The following is an 18381-nucleotide window of genomic DNA, read 5'->3' as shown; positions in this document are numbered from 1 at the left end:
CGGCCGGCGGGGTCGTCGGTGGGAGCCGTTCGGGTGCTGTGGTCAGAACCCGGCACGGCCCCGCCCTCGGGCCGAACCCGTCGCCCGCCCAAGGGCCGCGTCGCCCGGCCGGGTGTGTCTGACCACGAACCGCCCCGTTCGACGGATTCGTCACGCGTCGAGCATGGCCAGGCGGGCCACGACGCCCTACGGTTTCTTCTCGGCACACAGCGCAGTGGGCCGCGCCCCGGGCATGACCTCTCCCGTCACCTTCCCGCTCCGCGACTCCTGCGCGCCGCCCACCGGCGGGCGGCACGGCGAACGGGGCACCGGCAGACACGGGGCGTCGGTCGCTCGGGCGGTCCGTCGGCGTCGACCGACCGCATCCCCATCCGAAGGAAGGCATCCCCGATGACCTCCGCATCGTCCGCTCTGGACAACGCCAAGGCCCAGCTCGCCGAGGCGGTGAAGACCCTGGGCTACGACGAGGGCCTTCATGACCTGCTCGCCAGCCCCCGCCGCGAGATGGCCGTCAGCATCCCCCTGCGCCGCGACTCCGGCGAGGTCGAGGTGCTCCACGGCTACCGCGTGCAGCACAACTTCTCGCGCGGCCCCGCCAAGGGCGGCCTCCGCTTCTCCCCGAACGTGGACCTCGACGAGGTCCGCGCCCTGGCCGTGTGGATGACGTGGAAGTGCGCGCTCGTCGATGTGCCCTACGGCGGCGCGAAGGGCGGCATCACGATCGACCCGCGAGAGTACTCGCAGGGCGAGCTCGAGCGCGTCACCCGCCGCTACACCACCGAGATCCTGCCGATCATCGGCCCTGACAAGGACATCCCCGCCCCGGACGTGGGCACCGACGAGAACACGATGGCCTGGATGATGGACACCTTCTCCGTCGCCCAGGGCCACACCGTGCCGGGCGTGGTGACGGGCAAGCCGATCTCGCTGGGCGGCTCGCTGGGCCGCGCCGAGGCGACCTCGCGGGGCGTCACTCACATCGCCCTGGCCGCGCTCGCGTACAAGGGTATCGACCCGGCGAACGCGACGGCCGTCGTGCAGGGCTTCGGCAAGGTCGGCGCCGGCGTCGTGCAGTTCCTCGCGGAGGCGGGCGTGACGGTGGTCGCCGTGGCCGACCAGTACGGCGCCGTCCGCAACGACGAGGGCCTGGACTACGATGCGCTCGCCGCGCATGTGGCCGAGACCGGGAAGGTCGTCGGGTTCGCCGGTGCCGAGCCGATCGACGCCGGCCAGATGCTCACGCTCGACGTCGACCTGCTCGTGCCGGCGGCCGTCGAGGGCGTGCTCACGGCGGAGAACGCGGCGGACGTGAAGGCCTCGATCGTCGTGGAGGGCGCGAACGGCCCCACCACCGAGGAGGCCGACCGCATCCTGAACGACGCGCACGTGCTCGTCGTCCCGGACATCCTGGCGAACGCCGGCGGCGTGATCGTCTCCTACTTCGAGTGGGTGCAGGCGAACCAGGCCTACCGGTGGACGCGCAAGGAGGTCGACGACCGGCTTGAGCAGCGCATGCGCGCCGCGTGGGAGGACGTCGTCGCCACGAGCGAGCAGCACGGACTGACCCTGCGCGCCGCCGCGACCGTCACCGCCGTCGAACGGGTGGCCGAGGCACACCAGATCCGCGGCCTGTATCCGTGATCTGACGGGGGCTCAGGGACCGGGCGCCCCCGGCGACGCGTGTACAGCTGTTCCAGGAATCCCCGGTCGGGAACGGAACAGCTGTACACGCGTCGGGTGATGGGCCGGGGACGGGAGTCCACCGCGGCTGAGCCCCTCCTGAGCCGATTCCGGGAGTCTGTACTGCGGAAACGACCCTTCTGACGCCTCGATGCACGCTCAAAAGGGTCGTTTGCGCAGTACGGATACACATCATGGAGCAGCCGGCGAGGCCATCGCGGCGCCCTGGCATGCACCGGCTGCGGCGCCCGCTCGTCTCATCTCAGCCCGTCGTTCGTGTCAAGAACCTCATGACCCACAACAGCTAGGCTGGGCCGCAGGCCAGGACGGAGGAGGACGGCATGGACAGGGACGAGCCAGCACCACGGAGGCCGGAGACGCCGCCACGGCAGTGGAAGCGCCCTGGTCCGGTCACCTGGCTCTGGCTGGCAGCGATCGGTCTGGGCGTCGCGAGCGGGACCGTGCTCGTCGTCGGTGACAGGATCGTGTCGGAGCAGCCGGACCTCGCCGAGACGACACTGGTGTGGCTGAGCGCGATTGGCGTCCTGTTCGCCTCGCAGTTCGCCGTGGTCGCGGCCATGGCCGCAACCATCGTCTGCCTGATCCGGCGCGGCCTGCGTGCGGTGGGGCTGGTCGGGCTGCTCGGGTTCGTGCTGGTCTTCGTGTCCGTGAACACCGGGTTCGCGTCGGACGCGCCGGAGGCGGTGGTCGTCGCCGCTCTCGGATGCTTCGTTGCGGCGACGGTCCTGTGCTTCCGCGCGGAGCGGTCCGGGCGTTGAGGGCTGATCGCGCTCGAACAGTCCATACTGCGCAAACGACCCTTCTGACGCCTCGATTCGCGCTCAGAAGGGTCGTTTGCGCAGTACGGATCCGGAAGGAGCGTGGGGGTCGCCCGCACGGCATGACCGGCGGCTCGTGTCGGCTCAGGCCCGGAAACTCAGACCCGGAATAGCACGTGCGCCTCGGGCACGTGTGCCCGTCCGCCGAGCGCCGTCAGCTCCATGAGGGCGGTGGTGCCGACGACCTCGCCGCCGAGCGCCCGCACCAGCCGGTCGGCGGCGGCGAGCGTCCCGCCCGTGGCGAGCACGTCGTCCATCAGCAGCACGCGCAGCCCCGGCCGGACCTCCTCGGTGGCCTCGATCGTCGCGGTGCCGTACTCCAGGTCGTAGCTCTCCGCGGCGGCCGGCTTCGGCAGCTTGCCGGCTTTGCGCAGCGGGATCAGCCCGACGTCGGCGAGCATCGCGGCCGCGCCGGCCAGCAGGAACCCTCGCGCCTCCACGCCGGCGACGACGTCGAACGTGCCCTCGAACGGGGCGATCATCGCGCGCACGCAGTCCCGCAGAGCGCGGGCGTCGGCGAGCAGCGGCATGATGTCGCGGAAGGTGACACCCGGCTGCGGGAAGTCCGGGATCGAGCGGATCAGCGACTCGGCGCGGTCCAGGTCGGCGGCGGTCACGGGTGTGGGGGAGGCGGTCTCAAGCACGCCGTCCAGGGTATCGAGCCGTGTCCGCCCCGGGGCCCGGCTAGCCTCGGGCGCATGACCGACGCCACCGCAGCCCCCGCACCTGTTTCCGCCGTCACCGTGTTCACCGGCTCCGCCGCCGGCGTCGACCCGCGCTACGCGGAGTTGACCCGCGAGCTCGCGACCGACCTGGCCGGACGTGGCGTCGACGTCGTCTACGGCGGCGGGCACGTCGGGCTCATGGGCGTCCTCGCGGACACCGCCCTGGCGACCGGTGGGCGGGTCGTCGGGGTGATGCCGCAGCACCTCGTCGACAGGGAGATCGCGCACCCAGGCCTGAGCGAGCTCGAAGTGGTCGCGGACATGCACGAGCGGAAGCTGCGCATGGCCGCGCTCGGCGACGCGTTCGTGGCGCTGCCCGGCGGGGCGGGCACGCTCGAGGAGTTCTTCGAGGTGTGGACGTGGCAGCAGCTCGGCCTGCACCCCAAACCCGTCGTGCTGTACGACGCGCAGTTCTGGGCGCCGCTGACCGCGTTGATCGACCACATGGTCGCTGAGGGATTCCTGCGGCAGGTCTACCGGGACTCGCTGATCGTGGTGGACGCGCCCGACGAGTTGGCCGCCGTGCTCGAGCGCTGGGAGGCGCCGGCGTCGAAGTGGGGGTGAGGCTCAGAGCTCAGGCTCGTCGAGCACGGTGAGTTCGGACAGTCGCGTCGGGGTGCGGATCACGTGCAGGTCCAGCATCCCTGCCCCTCCTACACTGACCCGCATGCGTGATGCTCTGTCCTGTGCCGGCGAGGCCGTCGTTCGTCGACCGATCGGGTGCGAGGGCGACCCGGCTCGGCGCCTCCGGCCTCTGCCCTGCCTGTGCGCAGCCGCGCCTGAGCGCCGGCGCACGCGGCCCGACGGGTCGTGCGCATGAGTGCCCCGAACGTCCCAACCCCCGCGGCCCCGCCGGCCTCCCCGCGGGCGAGCATCGTGTTCTTCGTGCTCGCCGTCGCCGCCGGCTGTGTGCTGCCCGTGCAGGGGCGCGTGAACGCCGCTCTGGCCCAGGCCGCCGGCGACCCCGTGCTCGCCGCTCTCTGCTCGTTCACGCTGGGGCTGGTGTTGATGGTCGTGGTCAGCGCGCTGACCCGGTCCGGGCGCCGCGGCCTGGCCGCCGTCCGTCCCGCGCTCGCCGCGCGCACCGTGCGCCCCTGGTACTTCCTCGCCGGCGCGATCGGCGGTGTCCTCGTGCTGGCCCAGGCCCTGACGATCGGCACCATCGGCGTCGCCGTGTTCACGGTCTCGGTCGTCACCGGCCAGGTCGTCGGCGGCATGCTCGTCGACCGGCTCGGACTCAGCCCCGCCGGCGTCCGCCATCTCACCCCGCGCCGGCTGATCGGTGCGGGGCTCGCCCTCGTCGCGGTCCTCGTCGTCGTGTGGCCCCAGCTCGGCGGCGCAGACGTCGGACCGCTGTGGCTGCTGTTCGCCGCGCTGCCCCTGCTGGCCGGGCTCGCAACCGCCGAACAGCAGGTGCTCAACGCCCGTCAGGCCACCGCCTACGGCAGCGCCCTGCCCGCAACGCTCACCAACTTCGCCGCCGGCACCGTGGCCCTCGGCCTGGTCTGGGTCGCGCTCAGCGTGCTCGCCGGCAGCGGCCCGCCGAACCTGCCCTCTGACTGGCGGCTCTACATCAGCGGACCCCTGGGGTGCCTGTTCATCGGGTTCAGCGCGGTCGCCGTCCCCCGCATCGGCGTGTTCGCCACCACCCTCGGCCTCGTCTCCGGGAACCTCGTCGGCTCGCTCGTCGTGGACCTGGTCGCCCCCACCGCCGGATCCCACGTCACCGCGATGACCGTCGTCGGCACGCTCGGTGCGCTCGCCGCCGTGACCCTGGCGTCGATGCCGAGCCGCCGCCCGGCCGAGGCCGCCCCCGTCAGCCGACGCTGAACAGGTCCCCGGGCTGGCAGTCCAGCGCCTCGCACAGCGCCGTCAGCGTCGTGAAGCGGACGGCCTTCGCCCGCTGGTTCTTCAGGGCGGACAGATTCGCCACCGTCACCCCGACCTGCTCCGCGAGGGCCGCGAGCGTCATGCCTCGGGCCTGAAGCAGCCGGTCCAGGTGGCAGACGACGCGGTGCGGCTCCTCGACCGGCATCAGACCAGCCCCTCGACGTCGTCCTCGAGGCGAGCCCCGCGCCGGAACGCCTCCGCGAGGCACGCGGAGAGCAGGCCTGCGCCGATCGCCAGCAGGTGCCAGTGGAACGAGGCCTCGAACATCACCGTCGTCCCGGGGCGCACGAACACGGCGTTCTGCGTCATGCCGGAGACGACGCCCGAGACCGAGCCGCACAGGGCCGCACCGAGGATCAGCAGCCCCGCCAGCCATCGCAGGCGGGCGACGTTGGCGCGGTCGAACGCCCGGCCGTGCGTGACGGACCGGATGACGCCCCACAGCAGCCACAGGATGGCGACGAGCAGCGCGGCGTGCAGACCGCCCTCGATGAGGCGGGCGATCCACAGCGGGGCGTCGGGGGAGGGGATCGTTGCGGCGGCCGACTCGGCGACGGCGTCCGAACCGGGGTTCGAGCGCAGTGCGGCGCCGTCGGGGGCGTCGATCGTGCGGGTGAACGGCCGCCCGGTGGCCCACGCGAGCGCGGGGGAGACGACGCCGGCCCAGAGGCCGCCAAGCGAGGCGAGGAGCATGACGACGCCCGTGATGATCGTGTCCGCGCGGTCGAAACGGAGCGGGTCGATCTGGGGGCGGGTGGGGCGCTGGTCGGTGCGGTGTGGTGACTGTCGGCCGGGGCGGTAGCGTCGGGGCATGAACGCCACTGACCCCGCCAACGCCGCTGACTCCGCCGCCGGACCCGACGCCACTGTTGCCACCGACCCCGCGGGCCAGATGACCGTCCTGGATCTGATCTCCGACGCCCCCGCGCCGGATCCGTCCCGCGACCGCGGGGCCGTGCATCGGCACCACTCCGGCGACGGCGCGAACATCATCACGTTCTCCTTCGCGCCGGGGCAGTCCTGGCCGGACCATGAGGCCGCCCACCCCATCACCGTGCAGTGCCTCGCCGGCACGCTCGAGTTCACCGTCGGAGAGCGGACCGTCCGGCTCGACCCGGGCGTCATCGTCCACCTGCCCGCCCATGTGCGGCATGCCGTGGCCGCCCCGGCCGACGCGGGCGAGCCTGTGAACCTGCTGCTGCTCACGATGCTGACCTGAGGGAGGCGCCCGGCCCGGCCCCTCCGCCCCGGGTATGACCCAGCGCCGCTCGGACTCCTCCTCGGGGCAGACGCGGGCCGATGTCCCGCCGACGAAGCTGGAGGACATGGACCACAGCCCCGCCTCCCCTCCTGACCCTGCCCCCGCTCCTCTCGCGCCCGCCGGAGCCCCGACCGCGTTGGCGTCCGGCCCACGCGTCGCCCTCGCCGCCCGCGGCCTGACCAAGGTCTACGGCCCCGTCCGGGCCCTCGACGGAGTCAACCTCGACCTGCGCACGGGCGAGTCCGTCGCCATCATGGGCCCCTCGGGCTCCGGCAAGACCACCCTGCTGCACACGCTCTCCGGCATCACCGCCCCGGACTCCGGGACGGTCCTGCTCGGCGGCGGTCGACACCCCGACGTCGAGGTCACCGGGCTCGACGAGGAGCGGCGCGCCGCCCTGCGCCGCGAACGACTCGGCTTCGTCTTCCAGGAAGGCCTGCTGCTGCCCGAGCTGACGGCCGTCGAGAACGTCGCCATGCCGCTCATGCTCAACGGCGTGCCCCGTCCAGAGGCCGAACGACGCGGCGCCGGCTGGCTGGCCTCCCTCGGGCTGGCCGGCATGGAGGCGCGCCGTCCGGGGGAGCTCTCCGGCGGTCAGCGCCAGCGCGTGGCGATCGCCCGGGCCCAGGCCGGGGAGCCGGACGTGGTGTTCGCCGACGAGCCGACCGGCGCCCTGGACAGCGACACCTCTGCCACCGTCATGGACGCGCTCATCGACTCGACGGTCTCGCGCGGTCGCACCCTGGTGGTCGTCACCCACGACGACGCCGTGGCCGCCCGCTGCGCGCGGCTGATCCGGGTGCGCGACGGCCGCATCGAGGAGGATGCGCGATGAGCCGCCGGCGCACCCCCTCCCTGTCCGTCGTCCGCCTGTTCCTCTGCCGGCTCTTCGCCGACCGCGGCGTTTGGACGCTGCCGGTGGCCGCGTTCGCAGTGGTCACGGCCCTGACCCTCGGCGTTGTCGGCGGTGGAGCATTCTTCTTCCGGCTCGGCGGCTTCGGCGACCCGTACCTCGTCGACGTCTACCGCGTGCTCGCGGCGCTCGCACTGGGCCTGCTGCTCGTCCCGCTGTGCTCGCTGGCCGCCTCCGCCGCCCGCCTGCTCGCACGACGACGTGACGAACGGCTGTCCTCGCTGCGGCTCCTGGGCGCCTCCCGGGGCATGATCCGGACGCTCGCAGTCGCCGAGGCCGCCGTCCTGGCCGCGGCGGGAGCGGTGGTCGGGCTGCTCGGCTGGCTGGCGCTCATGCCGCTGATCGGCCTCCTTCCTTTCGCCGGCCGCCGCATCGGCGTCGCGGCGCAGTGGCTCGGCCTGCCGGCGACGGCGGGAATCGTCACGGGCGTCGTCGTCCTCGGCGCCCTCTCCGCTCTGGCCGGGCTGCGGGCCGTCGAGGTCACGCCGTTGGGCGTGCGCACCCGGCGGCGACCGGAACGCGCGGCCTGGACCCGGGTGCTGCTTGCCGTCGGACTGCTCGTGGCGGCACAGGCCACCGGCACGCTCATGGGCGCGTCGGCGGACATGGTCACGATGGCGTCTCTGTTGGTCGTAACGCTGCTGGTGCCGTTGATCGGCGTGCAGCTGTTGGGGCCGTGGGTGCTCGCGGTCGTCGCCCGACGGCAGGCGCGACGAGCGCGCACCGCCGACCGGCTGGTGGCGGCACGGACCGTCCTCGAGTCGCCGAAGCTGGCGTGGCGGCAGGTCGGCGGCGTCGCGCTGACCACCTACGTGGGCACGGTGGGAGCGGCCGGCTTCGGCCTGCTCAGCGCCGCCGGGACCGATTCGACCGGTGCGGGTGCGACGGGCGAGGACCTGACGCTCATGCTCGACATGCGCACGGGCGTGCTCGTCACCATGGTGATCTCGTTCCTGCTGGCCGGCTGCTCCGTTGCCATCGCCCAGGCGGCTCAGGTGCTCGATCGGGCCGAGTTGCACCGGGGGCTGACGTGGGCAGGCATGCCGTTGCGCACCCTGCACGCCATGCGTCGGCGGGCCGTGATGTCCGCGCTTGACACCGTGCTGACGGTGAGCATGGTGTTCGCCGTCGTCACGGCTGCGCCGATCCTGGGGGCCGGGGTGTTCCTGGCGCCGGCCAGCATGCTGACGATGCTCACGTGCCTGGCCCTCGGTGTGCTGCTCGTCCGTCTGGGCGTCGACGTGACGCGGCCGGCGCTGGCCCGCAGCGTCACGTGAGACGTGCCAGCAGTCGTGCCCCTTCTTCGGTCACGCGGTCCGCCGCCCGTCGCACAGCGACTCGATGCCGCCGCTTGGAGTAGCCTGCGCCGAGAATGTGCTGCAGAACACACTGTCGTGCCGTCTTGAATGAGGCGTCGGGCGGCAGCGGCCTGCAGCGCCGAGACCCCGGCGAAAGGACGCACTGTGACCACCGTCGACCACCAGGACATCCGGCAGATCGTCGATCGCCTGGCCGACCCTGACCGCACCGTCGTCAACCTGCTCCTGCACGAGCACCCGCGGGACGCCGTGGCCTACGTCGTCGTCGGCGCCGACGGGGAGAGCATCCGACACACCTACGCGGACCTCGACGCCCGGTCCGCGCGCATCGCGTCTGTCCTCGCCGGCCACGGCATCGGGCCGGGCAGTCGCGTCGCCACCCTCGTCGGCAAGTGCCTCGACCTGCCCGCCACCATCCTCGCCGCCTGGCGGCTCGGCGCGGTCTACCTGCCCCTGTTCACGGCGTTCGAGACCGAGGCCGTGCGCGATCGGCTCGAGCGTTCGGGGGCGGGCGTCGTCGTCACCGAGTCCGCTCAGGCGGGCAAGATTCCGGACGGTGCCTGGACCGTGCTCCAGGTCGACGACCCCGATTTCCAGGCCGACGTCGATGCCGCCGAGCCGGTGGCGGACCGGGGCGGCGTCGGCCCCGATGTCCCTCTCGTGCACCTGTTCACCTCCGGAACCACCGGCAAGCCAAAGGCCGTCGTCCACACCCGCCACCACCTCACCGGCTGGACCGGTTACATGCGGTATGCGCTCGGCCTCGAGCCCGACGCCGTGTTCTGGTCCGCCGCGGACCCGGGCTGGGCCTACGGCCTCTACACCGTGATCGTCGGGCCACTCCTGGTCGGCGTCCCGAGCATCGTGGTCGCCGACACCTTCAAGGCTGAGGCCACGTGGGAGCTGCTCGAGCGGCTCGAGGTCACTGACTTCGCCGCCGCCCCCACCGCCCTGCGAGCCCTGAAGAACAGCGACGGGGCGCGTGAGCTGCCTGCCTTGCGCCGCATCTCCTCGGCCGGAGAGCCGCTCAGCCCCGACGTCTTCGACTGGACCCGGGACCGCGGCCATCCTGTGCACGACCACTACGGGCAGACCGAGCTCGGCATGTGCGCCGGCTTCCCGCAGGCCGTCGACGGTGCCCCGGATCCGGTGCCCGGCACGACGGGCGTCGCGCTGCCGGGCTGGCGGATGGCCGTGCTCGAGACCGACTCGACCGACGAGGCTCCGCGCGGCCGGATGGGCCGTCTCGCGATCGAGGTGGCGGCCTCGCCGTTCATGAGCTTCGTCGGCTACGGCTCCGACCGCGAGGACCCCAAGGACAAGTTCACCGACGACGGCCGCTGGTACCTGACCGGCGACCTCGCCACGTGCGACGGCGACGGGATCTTCCGGTTCATGTCCCGCGACGACGACGTGATCCTGATGGCCGGCTACCGGATCGGCCCGTTCGACATCGAGTCCACCCTGGCCAAGCACCCGGCGGTGGCCGCGTCAGCCGTCGTGGCGGCCCCCGACGTCGAGCGCGGGGAGATTGCGCACGCCTTCGTCGTGCTGGCCGAGGGGCGCACGGGTGACGACGCGCTGACCGCCGAGCTGCAGGAGTTCGTGAAGAGCACCTATGCGCGGCACGCATACCCGAGGGCAATCACCTACCTCGACGAGTTGCCGGCGACGCCCAGCGGCAAGATCCGCCGTAACGTGCTGCGGGAGCAGGTGCGCTGAGAGGGGTGGCCGACGACGTGGGCGCGGGGCTGGGCGACGTGCGCTCAGTGGGCAGGACAGGCATCGGCTGACCGGCCCACAGCGGGGGTCCGGGCAACGCGGGTGCAGTAGTTCCAAGGAATCGGGCCGTTTGTTGGCATGACTGCACCATCGTTCGGCTGGGGAGGCGGAGGCAGCAGGGGCGGTAGCCCGTTCGGTAGGGGTGGGTGTGCTGAGGGACAGGGCCTGGGTCCTGGCCTCGGGGTGGGTTCAACCGGTCAAGCGGTCTGCCAGCTCCCGCGACTCGGCCGGGTTCAGCACGGCAGCCGGGTGGGGGCCGGCGGCGCGCAGCCGTTCGGCCACCACCTCGTTGAGCCCCGGCCCGACCGCGAGCACCGCGTTCCCGGCCTCCCGGCGCTCAAGCATTCCCGCGTCGGCCAGGGTCCACACGCCGAGCTCGGCGTCACCGCTGCCGGTCCCGGCATCGCGGCCGCCTGGACCGCCGGCCCGCGCCGCCTCGTCGAGCGCCCGGATCTGCGTGCCGAGGAACCGCAGGCCCGGGTCATCGCCGATGTTCACCAGGAGCACGCCGCCCTCGGCCTCCGCTTCACCGCCGCCGGCTGCGTCCGCCCCGACCCCGACGAGCCCCAGCAGCTCGGCGTAGAACTCGGTGCCGCGCAGGTGCTCGGCCCCGTCCTCGCCCGTGCCGATGTCCAGCACGACCGCGTCGAAGCGCTCCCCCTCCATCAGCAGATCCACGGCGACCATCCGGGCGTCCCCGACGATCGACTCCAGCCGCGTCCCCGCCGGCAGCGGCAGGGCGCCCACGACGAAGTCCACGAGCTCTCGGTCCAGGTCCACGACGAGCTGCTCGGACCCCGGCCGAGTCGCCTGCAGGTACCGCGGCAAGGTGAGCGCCCCCGCCCCGAGGTGCAGCGTCCGCAGCGGTGCGCCCGGCGCGTCGGCCACGTCGAACACGGTGGCGATCCGCCGCAGATACTCGTAGCGCACGAGCCTCGGATCGTCGGGGTCCACGTGCGACTGCACCGTCCCGCCGATCGCCAGCTCGACGCCGGTGCCGAACTCGGCGGGCAGGATCATCGCCTCCTGACCGGAGGCGCTCAGCTGGACGGTGCGCATACGGTGGTCGTTCATGCGGGCCAGTCTGCCTGTCCGGTGTGCACGTCACCGACCCCGCGCACGTCACTGACCCTGCCCACAGCTATAGTGATCGGCGTCACTCTCGCACCCGGCGTCGCCGGACGCCCCCGCGTCCACCTGCCGACGCCGCCCACTTCGACCCCTGGGAGGCTCCGTTGATCACGAACGGCCTGCTCATGATCGCCGTGGTCTGCGGACTCGCGGCGATCCTCCTCGTACTGGACAAGACCGCCGGCTGGAAGTTCTTCCGTTACGTCCCGGCCGTCGTCCTCATGTATCTGCTCTGCGCCGCCCTGAACTCCGCCGGCCTGTTCGGCACCGAGGACGCGACGCGCGAGCCGCTCAAGAATCTCAAGGACTTCGCCCTGCCGGCGATGATCTTCCTGCTGCTGCTCGGCTGCGACCTGCGGCGCATCCTCTCCCTCGGCCCCAAGCTGCTGCTGACCTACGCCGTCACCTCGCTCTCGCTGCTCGTGGGCATCGTCGTCGCGTTCCTGGCGTTCCGGGCCGCGCTCGACCCCGAAGCGTGGAAGGCCCTGGCGGCCCTGCTCGGCTCGTGGACCGGCGGCAGCGCCAACATGGCCGCGGTGCAGGACATCCTCCAGGCCCCCGAGAACATCTTCGGCTACGCCCTGATCACGGACACGATCGTCTACTCGCTGTGGCTGATGATCGTCTTCTCCTCGGTCATGTTCTCCGACCGCTTCAACCGCTTCACCCGGGCGGACACCTCCTACTTGAACGCCCACATGGGCGCCGCCGAGCATGACGACCGGCCGATCACCGTGCCCGCCGTCATCGGCCTGATCCTCGGCTCGCTCCTGATCGCCTGGGGCGCCATCACGGTCGGCGAGGCCATGCCCGAGGTCGGTGAGGTGATGAACTCGACCGCCTGGACCATCCTGCTGGTCTCGGTGCTCGGCCTCATCGCGGCGCAGACCCCGCTCGGCCGCATCCCCGGCTCGCAGCAGATCGCGACGGTTCTGCTGTTCGTCGTGATCGGCCAGATCGCCTCCGGCTCCGACTTTTCGGCGCTGACCGAGGCCCCGGTGTACCTGGTGGCGGGTGTGACGGTGCTCGTCGTGCACGCCGTGATCATGCTGATCTACGCGAAGCTCACCCGCACCGAGCTGTTCTCCGTCGCCGTCGCCTCGGTGGCGAACGTCGGCGGCATCGCCTCCGCCCCCGTGGTGGCCGGCGCGTTCAACCGGCAGCTCGTGCCGGTCGGCGTGCTCTTCGCCCTGATCGGCTCGCTCATGGGCACGTGGATCGGCCTGCTCGGAGGGCAGATCATGTCAGGCTTGTGAGCATGAGCGCCGAGCCTGAGAGCACCGCCCCCGCCCGTGGGGGCACCGTCCGTCTACGCCAGATCCGCGCCCACGCGCATGCCTCCCGGCTGCTGCGGCCCTTCGTGACGGCCCAGCGCCGCACCGAGGCCGTCGCCTACGTGGTGGTGGACGTCGAGCTGGACGACGGGGCGCGCGGCCAGGGCTCGGCGGCCGAGACCGTCGCGGTGACCGGGGAGAGCGCCGAGACGATCCTCGCGGCCGTGAACGGTCCGATCGCGGCCGCGCTGACCGACGCCGAGGGGACCCCCGATGAGCTCGCCACCCGGGCCCGGCAGGCGGTCGACGGCGGCACGGGAGGCACGGGAGCGGCTCGGAGCGGTGGTGCCGGCGCGGCCCGCACCTGCCACACCTCGAGCGCCCGCTCGGCCGTCGACGTGGCGGTGCACGACGCGCTCGCCCGCTCTCTCGGGGTGCCGCTGGTCGAGCTGCTCGGGGCTGATCGGGGCGTCCGCCTGGACCGGGAGGCGGCGCTGGCCTCGGACATGACCGTCTCCCTCGAAGACCCCGCAACGATGGCACAGCGGGCCCGGCAGGCCGTCGCCGACGGGTACTCGATCCTCAAGATCAAGCTCGGCCGCGACCCCGAGGCCGACCGTGAGCGGCTCGCCGCCGTCGCCGAGGCCGCCCCGGGGGTGCGCCTGCGCATCGACGCCAACCAGGGGTGGACGCCCGAGCAGGCCGTGCGGGTGCTCGAGAGCTTCGCCGCCGACGGGCTGCCGATCGACCTGGTCGAGCAGCCCGTCGCGCGCGAGGACCTGGCCGGCATGGCGCGCGTGCGGGCGGCCTCGCCCGTGCCGATCATGGCCGATGAGTCCGTGTGGGGCGCCGACGACGCCCGCCGGATCGTCGAGGCGGGTGCAGCGGACATGCTGAACATCAAGCTCGCCAAGACCGGCTCGCTCGGGGAGGCGCTCGCCGTCGCCGACGTGGCCGCTGAGGCCGGACTGGCGTGCATGGTCGGGGCGATGATGGAGCCGCGCATCGGGATCGCCGCCGGGGCGCATCTCGCGTTCGCGCACCCGGCTGTCACGATGGTCGACCTCGACCCGCCCGCCTGGTTCGCCTCCCCGCTGCCGGCCGGAGGGTTCTGTGACGACGGGCAGCTGCGGCTGACCGGCGGGCCGGGGCTCGGCCTGGACCGGCTCGAGGAGGGCGTGGACCGGGGCGACTGAGGACGGCGTCGACCGGGGCGACTGACGTGTGCGGTGCGGGCCCGTCCGCGCCCCCGCCCGTCCGCGTACCGGACGCCGGACGCCGCGCGTCTCACATTGTGGCTGTGCGTCTTGTTATGTGGACGCTGTTCGTGGTCGGCGCGACCGGCTCGCAGGATGGTCGGCATGAGCACAGCACTGACCGCCCCCGAGTTCTCGCCCGCCACCCGTGCCGCGCACACGCTCACCACGGCCGCCACGCCCGCCGTCGCCGCTGTTGACGTGCCGCGCGGCCCAGGCCTGTTCGGCCTCGTCGCCGATGCCGAGGCCCAGCGTGTTCTCGGCCGCGCCCTGGGTGAGGCGCGTGCGTTCGAGCATGTCGCCGGGCTGCTGCACATCGGCCACGCCGCTGACGTCAGCCGCGCTGCCCGCTGCGTCTTCCACGCCGGGCGCACCGCCACCGTCGGTGTGCGCCAGTGCCTCGCCGCGCTGCTGGCGGATGAGCTGGGCCTGGCCGTCGCCCCCGTCAGCGAGGGCGTGCGCCGACCGGGCGTCGAGCTGACGTCGGACTCCGAGGAACGACTGTCCGCATGGCTGCGCGAGCATGTGGGCGTGCGCACGTGGCAGGACGGGGACGCCTGCGCAGAGGTGCACGCGCGGGTCGTCGCCGACGTCGCCCCCGTGCTCACGGGTGCCCAGGTGCCGGGCCGGGTGCCCGCCGTCGACGCTGCGAGCGAGAGGCTGCGGGCGGCGCGACCGTCCGCGACGCTCTGAGGCGGCTCGGGTCGCCCGGTCCCCACGACGCTCCGGGTTGACTTTCGGCACCCAACCCGATGTGCAGGCGTCATAAGTCAACCCGGAGCGAGGGGGCGGAGGGCGGAAGGCGGACGGACCGGTGAACCAAGCGCCCGGCCACGCTGGCCACGTCCGGGCCCCGGCCGGGAGACTGGGGCGCATGAAGAAGGCACTTTTCATCGTCAGCGCAGCCGATCACTGGACCCTCAAGGACGGCTCGACCCACCCGACCGGCTACTGGGCCGAGGAGCTCGCGGTGCCGCACCGCATGCTCCGCGAGGCCGGCTGGCACATCGACATCGCCACCCCCGGCGGCGTCGCCCCGACCGTCGACCAGGCCAGCCTCGGCATGATGGGCGGCTCCCCGGCCAAGCGCGACCAGGTCCGCGCCTACCTCGGCCAGCTTGAGGCCGACCTCACCGTCCCGGCGAACCTCTCGGCCGTTGACGAGGAGGACTACGACCTCGTGTTCTACCCGGGCGGCCACGGCCCCATGGAGGACCTGGCCCACGATCCGGTCTCGGGCGCGCTCATTGCCCGCCGGATGCAGGCCGACCGGCCTATCGCGTTCCTCTGCCACGCCCCGGCCGCCGTGTTCGCCGCGAAGCACCAGGACGGCACCATCTCGGTGCGCGGCCGCCGCATGACGGGCTTCTCGGACGCCGAGGAGAAGCTCAACCCGGCCGCCCGCAAGGCCAAGTGGACCCTCGAGACCCAGCTCAAGCGCAACGGTGTCGAGTACTCGAAGGCGCTCGTGCCGATGCGCCCGTACGTCGTGGTCGACGGGAACCTGTACACCGGCCAGAACCCGGCCTCCTCCGGCCCGCTGGCCGAGCGCATCCTGGAGGACCTCGGCCACTGAGCCGACGCCTCCTCAGCCCCCCGGGGCGACACAGATCGAACTCGTCCACCTCCGGCCCGACGGACGGCGAGGTCTGGTTCATGGCCTCCACGAGGTCCTCGGAGACCAGGTTCCAGCAGAATTCACTCCTCGCCTCGGCGTTCGCGAGCGAGTCCTGGGAGCCCACCGAGCTGACCCCGATGCTCCGCGGCTTGTAGTTGAACGCGGTGAAGAAGCTGTAGGGCGCCAGGTTCGGGACGTCCTCGGCAGAGCAGCGTCGAGATCCACCCGATCGGCCGCGGAGCGACGAGCGCGTTGAACGGCGAGCGGCGCAGGCCGTGGCCCTCGGTCGGGCGGTACAAGTGACGGGCGCTGCCCTCGGGTCGGCTCATGCGCGGCAGGCTACGCGCCCGGGTGCGCGGGTCTCAGGCCCCGGCAGCCGCGCAGGGCGATCTCGAGGCGGAACCGCTCGTCGGGGTCGTCGAGGGCGTCGCCGAACAGCTCGCGCAGCCGCCGCACCCGGTACCCGACGGTCTGCGTGTGCACCCCGAGCTCGGCAGCCATGGGGGCGCGCTGCCCGCGGTGCCGCAACCAGCTCAGCAGCGTCTGCTCGAACACGGCGCGCTTGCGATCGCTGACCGCCTCCAGGGGCGCCAGAGCGCGCGCCGCCAGGCGTCCCACCAACCGCGGCTCGACGCCCATCAGCACCTCCGTCAGGTGGTCGTCCGCGAGCAGCGGGGCGCGCTCCTCGTCCGGGGCGTGCACGGTCCGCCGCGCCCGCCGGGAGGCGAGGAATTGCGCCACCCGGTGCGAGTGCGGGGCGTCGGACCATTCGACCGGCGGGCCCACGACCGCCTCGGTGCGGGCGAGCATCCGCAGCAACCGCGTCTCTTGGTGCGGACGCTCCGGAGCCGCGACGAGCGCCGTCGCCTCGGAGTCCCGCTCGACGACCAGCCCTGTCGCGCCCAGCTGCAGCCGGGCGCGGGCCGCCGCGACCGTGGGCAGCACAACGACCGCGATGCGCGAGGGCAGCCGCCAGTCCGCCGCGGTGGCCAGGCGTCGGATCTCGACGTCGTCGGCTCCGCCGCGTAGCAGCGTCTCGAGCAGCTCCGCGTGGCGCCGCTCTCGCAGGCCCGCCTGCGCCGAGAGCTCCGCCGCGTAGGCCTGCGCGCTCACGGAGGACAGCTCGTCGATGTACGCCCAGATCGACTCCCCGAGGCTGATGGTCACGGCCGGGCTCATGCCCGCGTCGAGGCACTCCTCGGAGAGCACCCGGAAGGCGAGCCGGGCCCCGGCCCGGTACGCGGCCAGCAGCGAGTCCATCGACCGGCCCTCACGGAACTCGCCGGTCCCGAGCCCCGAGACGAGCCGGCGCGACTCCTCGTTGAGGGCGGGCTCGTCGGTGCCGGGCAGCGCCACGAGCCGGGCGAGTGCGATGTCCACACCGCGCGCGAGCTTTTCCCAGTAGCGGCCCTCGGTCGCCGCCGCGTAGGCGGGCACCTGCTGCGGCAGCAGCGTCATGAGCTCGGCCGCGAGCGGGGGCACGGCGGGAGCGAGGATTCCGGGCAGCTCCGGGGGCAGGGCCGACCACGGCCGGGGCCCGGAAGTTTGTCGCGGGGAGACATATTCCATGCGCAGATCGTATCCAGCGCATGAAGAACTGCGTCCGGTGGGCGCATAGGCTCGGCGGTATGCCCAGAGATCCCCTGCTCGGACGGCTGGCGCAGTCCCTCATCACACCGCTGCGTCCCCAGGACGTGTTCAACCTCTTCGACCCGGTCCACTCGCCGCGGCAGCTGCGCGGGGTTGTGACGTCGGTGTCGCGCCCCACCCCGGACTCCGCCACGATCACGTTCCGGCCGGGGAAGGGCTGGCACCCGCACGAGGCCGGGCAGTGGGCACGCATCGGGGTGGATGTCGACGGCGTGCGTCAGTGGCGCACCTACTCGCTCTCGGCCCCCGAGGGCGCGGACCCGGAGATCACGGTGACGGACATAGGCGTCGTCTCGGGCACCCTCGTGCGCCGCACCCAGCCCGGCGACGTGCTGTTCCTCGACACCCCCGACGGCGACTTCGTCCTCCCGAGCGAGACGCGGCCGCTGCTGATGCTCACAGCGGGCTCCGGGCTCTCCCCGGTCATATCGATGATCCGCACTCTTGTCCCGCGCCGCGCCGCGCCGACGCGGACGTGGTGCTGGTCCACTCGTGCCGCAGTCGTGAGAACTCCCTGTTCCACGAGGAGCTCGACGAGCTCGCCGACCAATTCCCGGGGTTGCGCACGCATCGCCGCTTCACCGGCGAACAGGGTCGGCTCGACCTCTCCACCTCTGCCGACATTGAGGCCTTGTGCCCCGACTGGCGCCGTCGCGCCGCCTACGCGTGCGGCCCGGCCGCGTTCCTTGACGACGCCGAGGCCTTGTTCGACCGCGAGGCGGACGGCGGCCTGCGGATGGAGCGGTTCAGCGTGGACCTGGCCGGCGGCGTGGCCGGCGCGGGCGGGCTCGTGACGTTCGAGGGTTCGGACCTCGAGGTGGAGGCCGACGGCGACGTGCCGCTGCTCGAGGTCGCTGAGGAGGCCGGCGTCGACGCGCCCAGCGGTTGCCGCATGGGCATCTGCCACGCGTGCCTGACCCCGCTTCGCTCCGGCCAGGTCACCGACCTGCGCACGGGCGAGGTTCACGGCGAGCCCGGTGATCTGGTCCAGACCTGCGTCTCCGCGGCCGCCGGACCCGTCGGGCTGAGCCTGTAGCCGTCCC

The 18381-nt window shown here is 72.8% G+C and carries 17 protein-coding genes and 2 pseudogenes; 13 read left to right on the top strand and 6 right to left on the bottom strand.

Annotated elements, in window-relative coordinates:
* Positions 1-390 precede the first annotated feature (390 nt).
* Together HDA30_RS08390 and HDA30_RS08385 are read left to right on the top strand one after the other, a co-directional pair.
* Positions 391-1641 (top strand): Glu/Leu/Phe/Val family dehydrogenase, encoded by a 1251-nt coding sequence (locus HDA30_RS08390; protein ID WP_184241801.1) that lies wholly within the window; start codon positions 391-393, stop codon positions 1639-1641.
* Between the two features lie 380 nt (positions 1642-2021).
* The gene (locus HDA30_RS08385) at positions 2022-2459 is read left to right on the top strand and encodes a hypothetical protein (RefSeq protein WP_184241799.1); all 438 of its coding nucleotides are present in this window, start codon (positions 2022-2024) and stop codon (positions 2457-2459) included.
* A gap of 158 nt (positions 2460-2617) precedes the next feature.
* Here the strand turns inward: HDA30_RS08385 and HDA30_RS08380 are convergent, their stop codons facing one another.
* Positions 2618-3163, bottom strand: a complete 546-nt coding sequence (locus HDA30_RS08380) for an adenine phosphoribosyltransferase (RefSeq protein WP_425488391.1) — start codon at positions 3161-3163, stop codon at positions 2618-2620.
* Between the two features lie 54 nt (positions 3164-3217).
* Between HDA30_RS08380 and HDA30_RS08375 the strand changes: the two genes are divergently transcribed.
* Positions 3218-3808 carry an LOG family protein gene (locus HDA30_RS08375; RefSeq protein WP_184241797.1) on the top strand — a complete coding sequence of 197 codons (591 nt, stop codon included), beginning with the start codon at positions 3218-3220 and terminating at the stop codon, positions 3806-3808.
* Between the two features lie 252 nt (positions 3809-4060).
* The gene (locus tag HDA30_RS08370) at positions 4061-5074 is read left to right on the top strand and encodes a DMT family transporter (protein ID WP_184241795.1); all 1014 of its coding nucleotides are present in this window, start codon (positions 4061-4063) and stop codon (positions 5072-5074) included.
* Here HDA30_RS08370 and HDA30_RS08365 read toward each other — a convergent pair.
* Together HDA30_RS08365 and HDA30_RS08360 are read right to left on the bottom strand one after the other, a co-directional pair.
* Positions 5061-5279, bottom strand: a complete 219-nt coding sequence (locus HDA30_RS08365) for a helix-turn-helix domain-containing protein (RefSeq protein ID WP_158496240.1) — start codon at positions 5277-5279, stop codon at positions 5061-5063. The two genes, HDA30_RS08370 and HDA30_RS08365, sit on opposite strands and share 14 nt — an antisense overlap.
* Positions 5279-5947 carry a DUF2975 domain-containing protein gene (locus HDA30_RS08360; protein WP_184241793.1) on the bottom strand — a complete coding sequence of 223 codons (669 nt, stop codon included), beginning with the start codon at positions 5945-5947 and terminating at the stop codon, positions 5279-5281. The genes HDA30_RS08365 and HDA30_RS08360 overlap by 1 nt, the downstream gene beginning before the upstream one ends.
* On the opposite strand from HDA30_RS08360, the gene HDA30_RS08355 reads away from it, so the two are divergent.
* The 4 genes from HDA30_RS08355 to HDA30_RS08340 all read left to right on the top strand — a co-directional run bounded on the left by HDA30_RS08355 (position 5946) and on the right by HDA30_RS08340 (position 10349).
* Positions 5946-6353: a cupin domain-containing protein gene (locus tag HDA30_RS08355; RefSeq protein WP_221419066.1), complete on the top strand. Its 408-nt coding sequence runs from the start codon at positions 5946-5948 to the stop codon at positions 6351-6353. The two genes, HDA30_RS08360 and HDA30_RS08355, sit on opposite strands and share 2 nt — an antisense overlap.
* 34 nt (positions 6354-6387) lie before the next feature.
* Positions 6388-7230 (top strand): ABC transporter ATP-binding protein, encoded by an 843-nt coding sequence (locus HDA30_RS08350; RefSeq protein ID WP_246418731.1) that lies wholly within the window; start codon positions 6388-6390, stop codon positions 7228-7230.
* Positions 7227-8585 (top strand): FtsX-like permease family protein, encoded by a 1359-nt coding sequence (locus HDA30_RS08345; RefSeq protein ID WP_184241791.1) that lies wholly within the window; start codon positions 7227-7229, stop codon positions 8583-8585. Before HDA30_RS08350 ends, HDA30_RS08345 begins: the two co-directional genes overlap by 4 nt.
* A 186-nt stretch (positions 8586-8771) precedes the next feature.
* The gene (locus tag HDA30_RS08340; RefSeq protein WP_221419065.1) at positions 8772-10349 is read left to right on the top strand and encodes an AMP-binding protein; all 1578 of its coding nucleotides are present in this window, start codon (positions 8772-8774) and stop codon (positions 10347-10349) included.
* 249 nt (positions 10350-10598) lie between these two features.
* Here HDA30_RS08340 and HDA30_RS08335 read toward each other — a convergent pair whose 3' ends face one another.
* Entirely contained in the window at positions 10599-11483 is an 885-nt protein-coding gene (locus HDA30_RS08335) for a spermidine synthase (protein ID WP_184241787.1), read from the bottom strand.
* A 161-nt stretch (positions 11484-11644) separates the two neighbouring features.
* Between HDA30_RS08335 and HDA30_RS08330 the strand changes: the two genes are divergently transcribed.
* The 4 genes from HDA30_RS08330 (at position 11645) to HDA30_RS08315 (ending at position 15646) form a co-directional block, all read left to right on the top strand.
* The gene (locus tag HDA30_RS08330; protein ID WP_184241785.1) at positions 11645-12796 is read left to right on the top strand and encodes a DUF819 family protein; all 1152 of its coding nucleotides are present in this window, start codon (positions 11645-11647) and stop codon (positions 12794-12796) included.
* Positions 12797-12798: 2 nt separating this feature from the next.
* Positions 12799-14010, top strand: a complete 1212-nt coding sequence (locus HDA30_RS08325; RefSeq protein WP_184241783.1) for a dipeptide epimerase — start codon at positions 12799-12801, stop codon at positions 14008-14010.
* 165 nt (positions 14011-14175) lie between these two features.
* On the top strand, positions 14176-14763 hold the full coding sequence (locus HDA30_RS08320; RefSeq protein WP_184241781.1) for a hypothetical protein: 588 nt from the start codon (positions 14176-14178) through the stop codon (positions 14761-14763).
* A gap of 181 nt (positions 14764-14944) precedes the next feature.
* Complete coding sequence (locus tag HDA30_RS08315) at positions 14945-15646, top strand: type 1 glutamine amidotransferase domain-containing protein (protein WP_184241779.1); 702 nt, start codon at positions 14945-14947, stop codon at positions 15644-15646.
* A 94-nt stretch (positions 15647-15740) separates the two neighbouring features.
* On the opposite strand, the pseudogene HDA30_RS10815 reads toward HDA30_RS08315, so the two are convergent.
* Both HDA30_RS10815 and HDA30_RS08305 read right to left on the bottom strand, forming a co-directional pair.
* Positions 15741-15875, bottom strand: a pseudogene (locus HDA30_RS10815) (hypothetical protein); the annotation flags it as partial.
* Positions 15876-16027: 152 nt separating this feature from the next.
* On the bottom strand, positions 16028-17257 hold the full coding sequence (locus tag HDA30_RS08305; RefSeq protein ID WP_184241777.1) for a PucR family transcriptional regulator: 1230 nt from the start codon (positions 17255-17257) through the stop codon (positions 16028-16030).
* A gap of 59 nt (positions 17258-17316) precedes the next feature.
* Here HDA30_RS08305 and HDA30_RS08300 point away from each other — a divergent pair.
* Positions 17317-18374: pseudogene (locus HDA30_RS08300) on the top strand (ferredoxin reductase).
* The last annotated feature ends 7 nt before the right edge of the window (positions 18375-18381 follow it).

The organism is Micrococcus cohnii (genome assembly GCF_014205175.1).
GTDB classification, from domain to species: Bacteria; Actinomycetota; Actinomycetes; order Actinomycetales; family Micrococcaceae; genus Micrococcus; species Micrococcus cohnii.
This window is presented reverse-complemented; position numbering and strand designations above follow the sequence as displayed.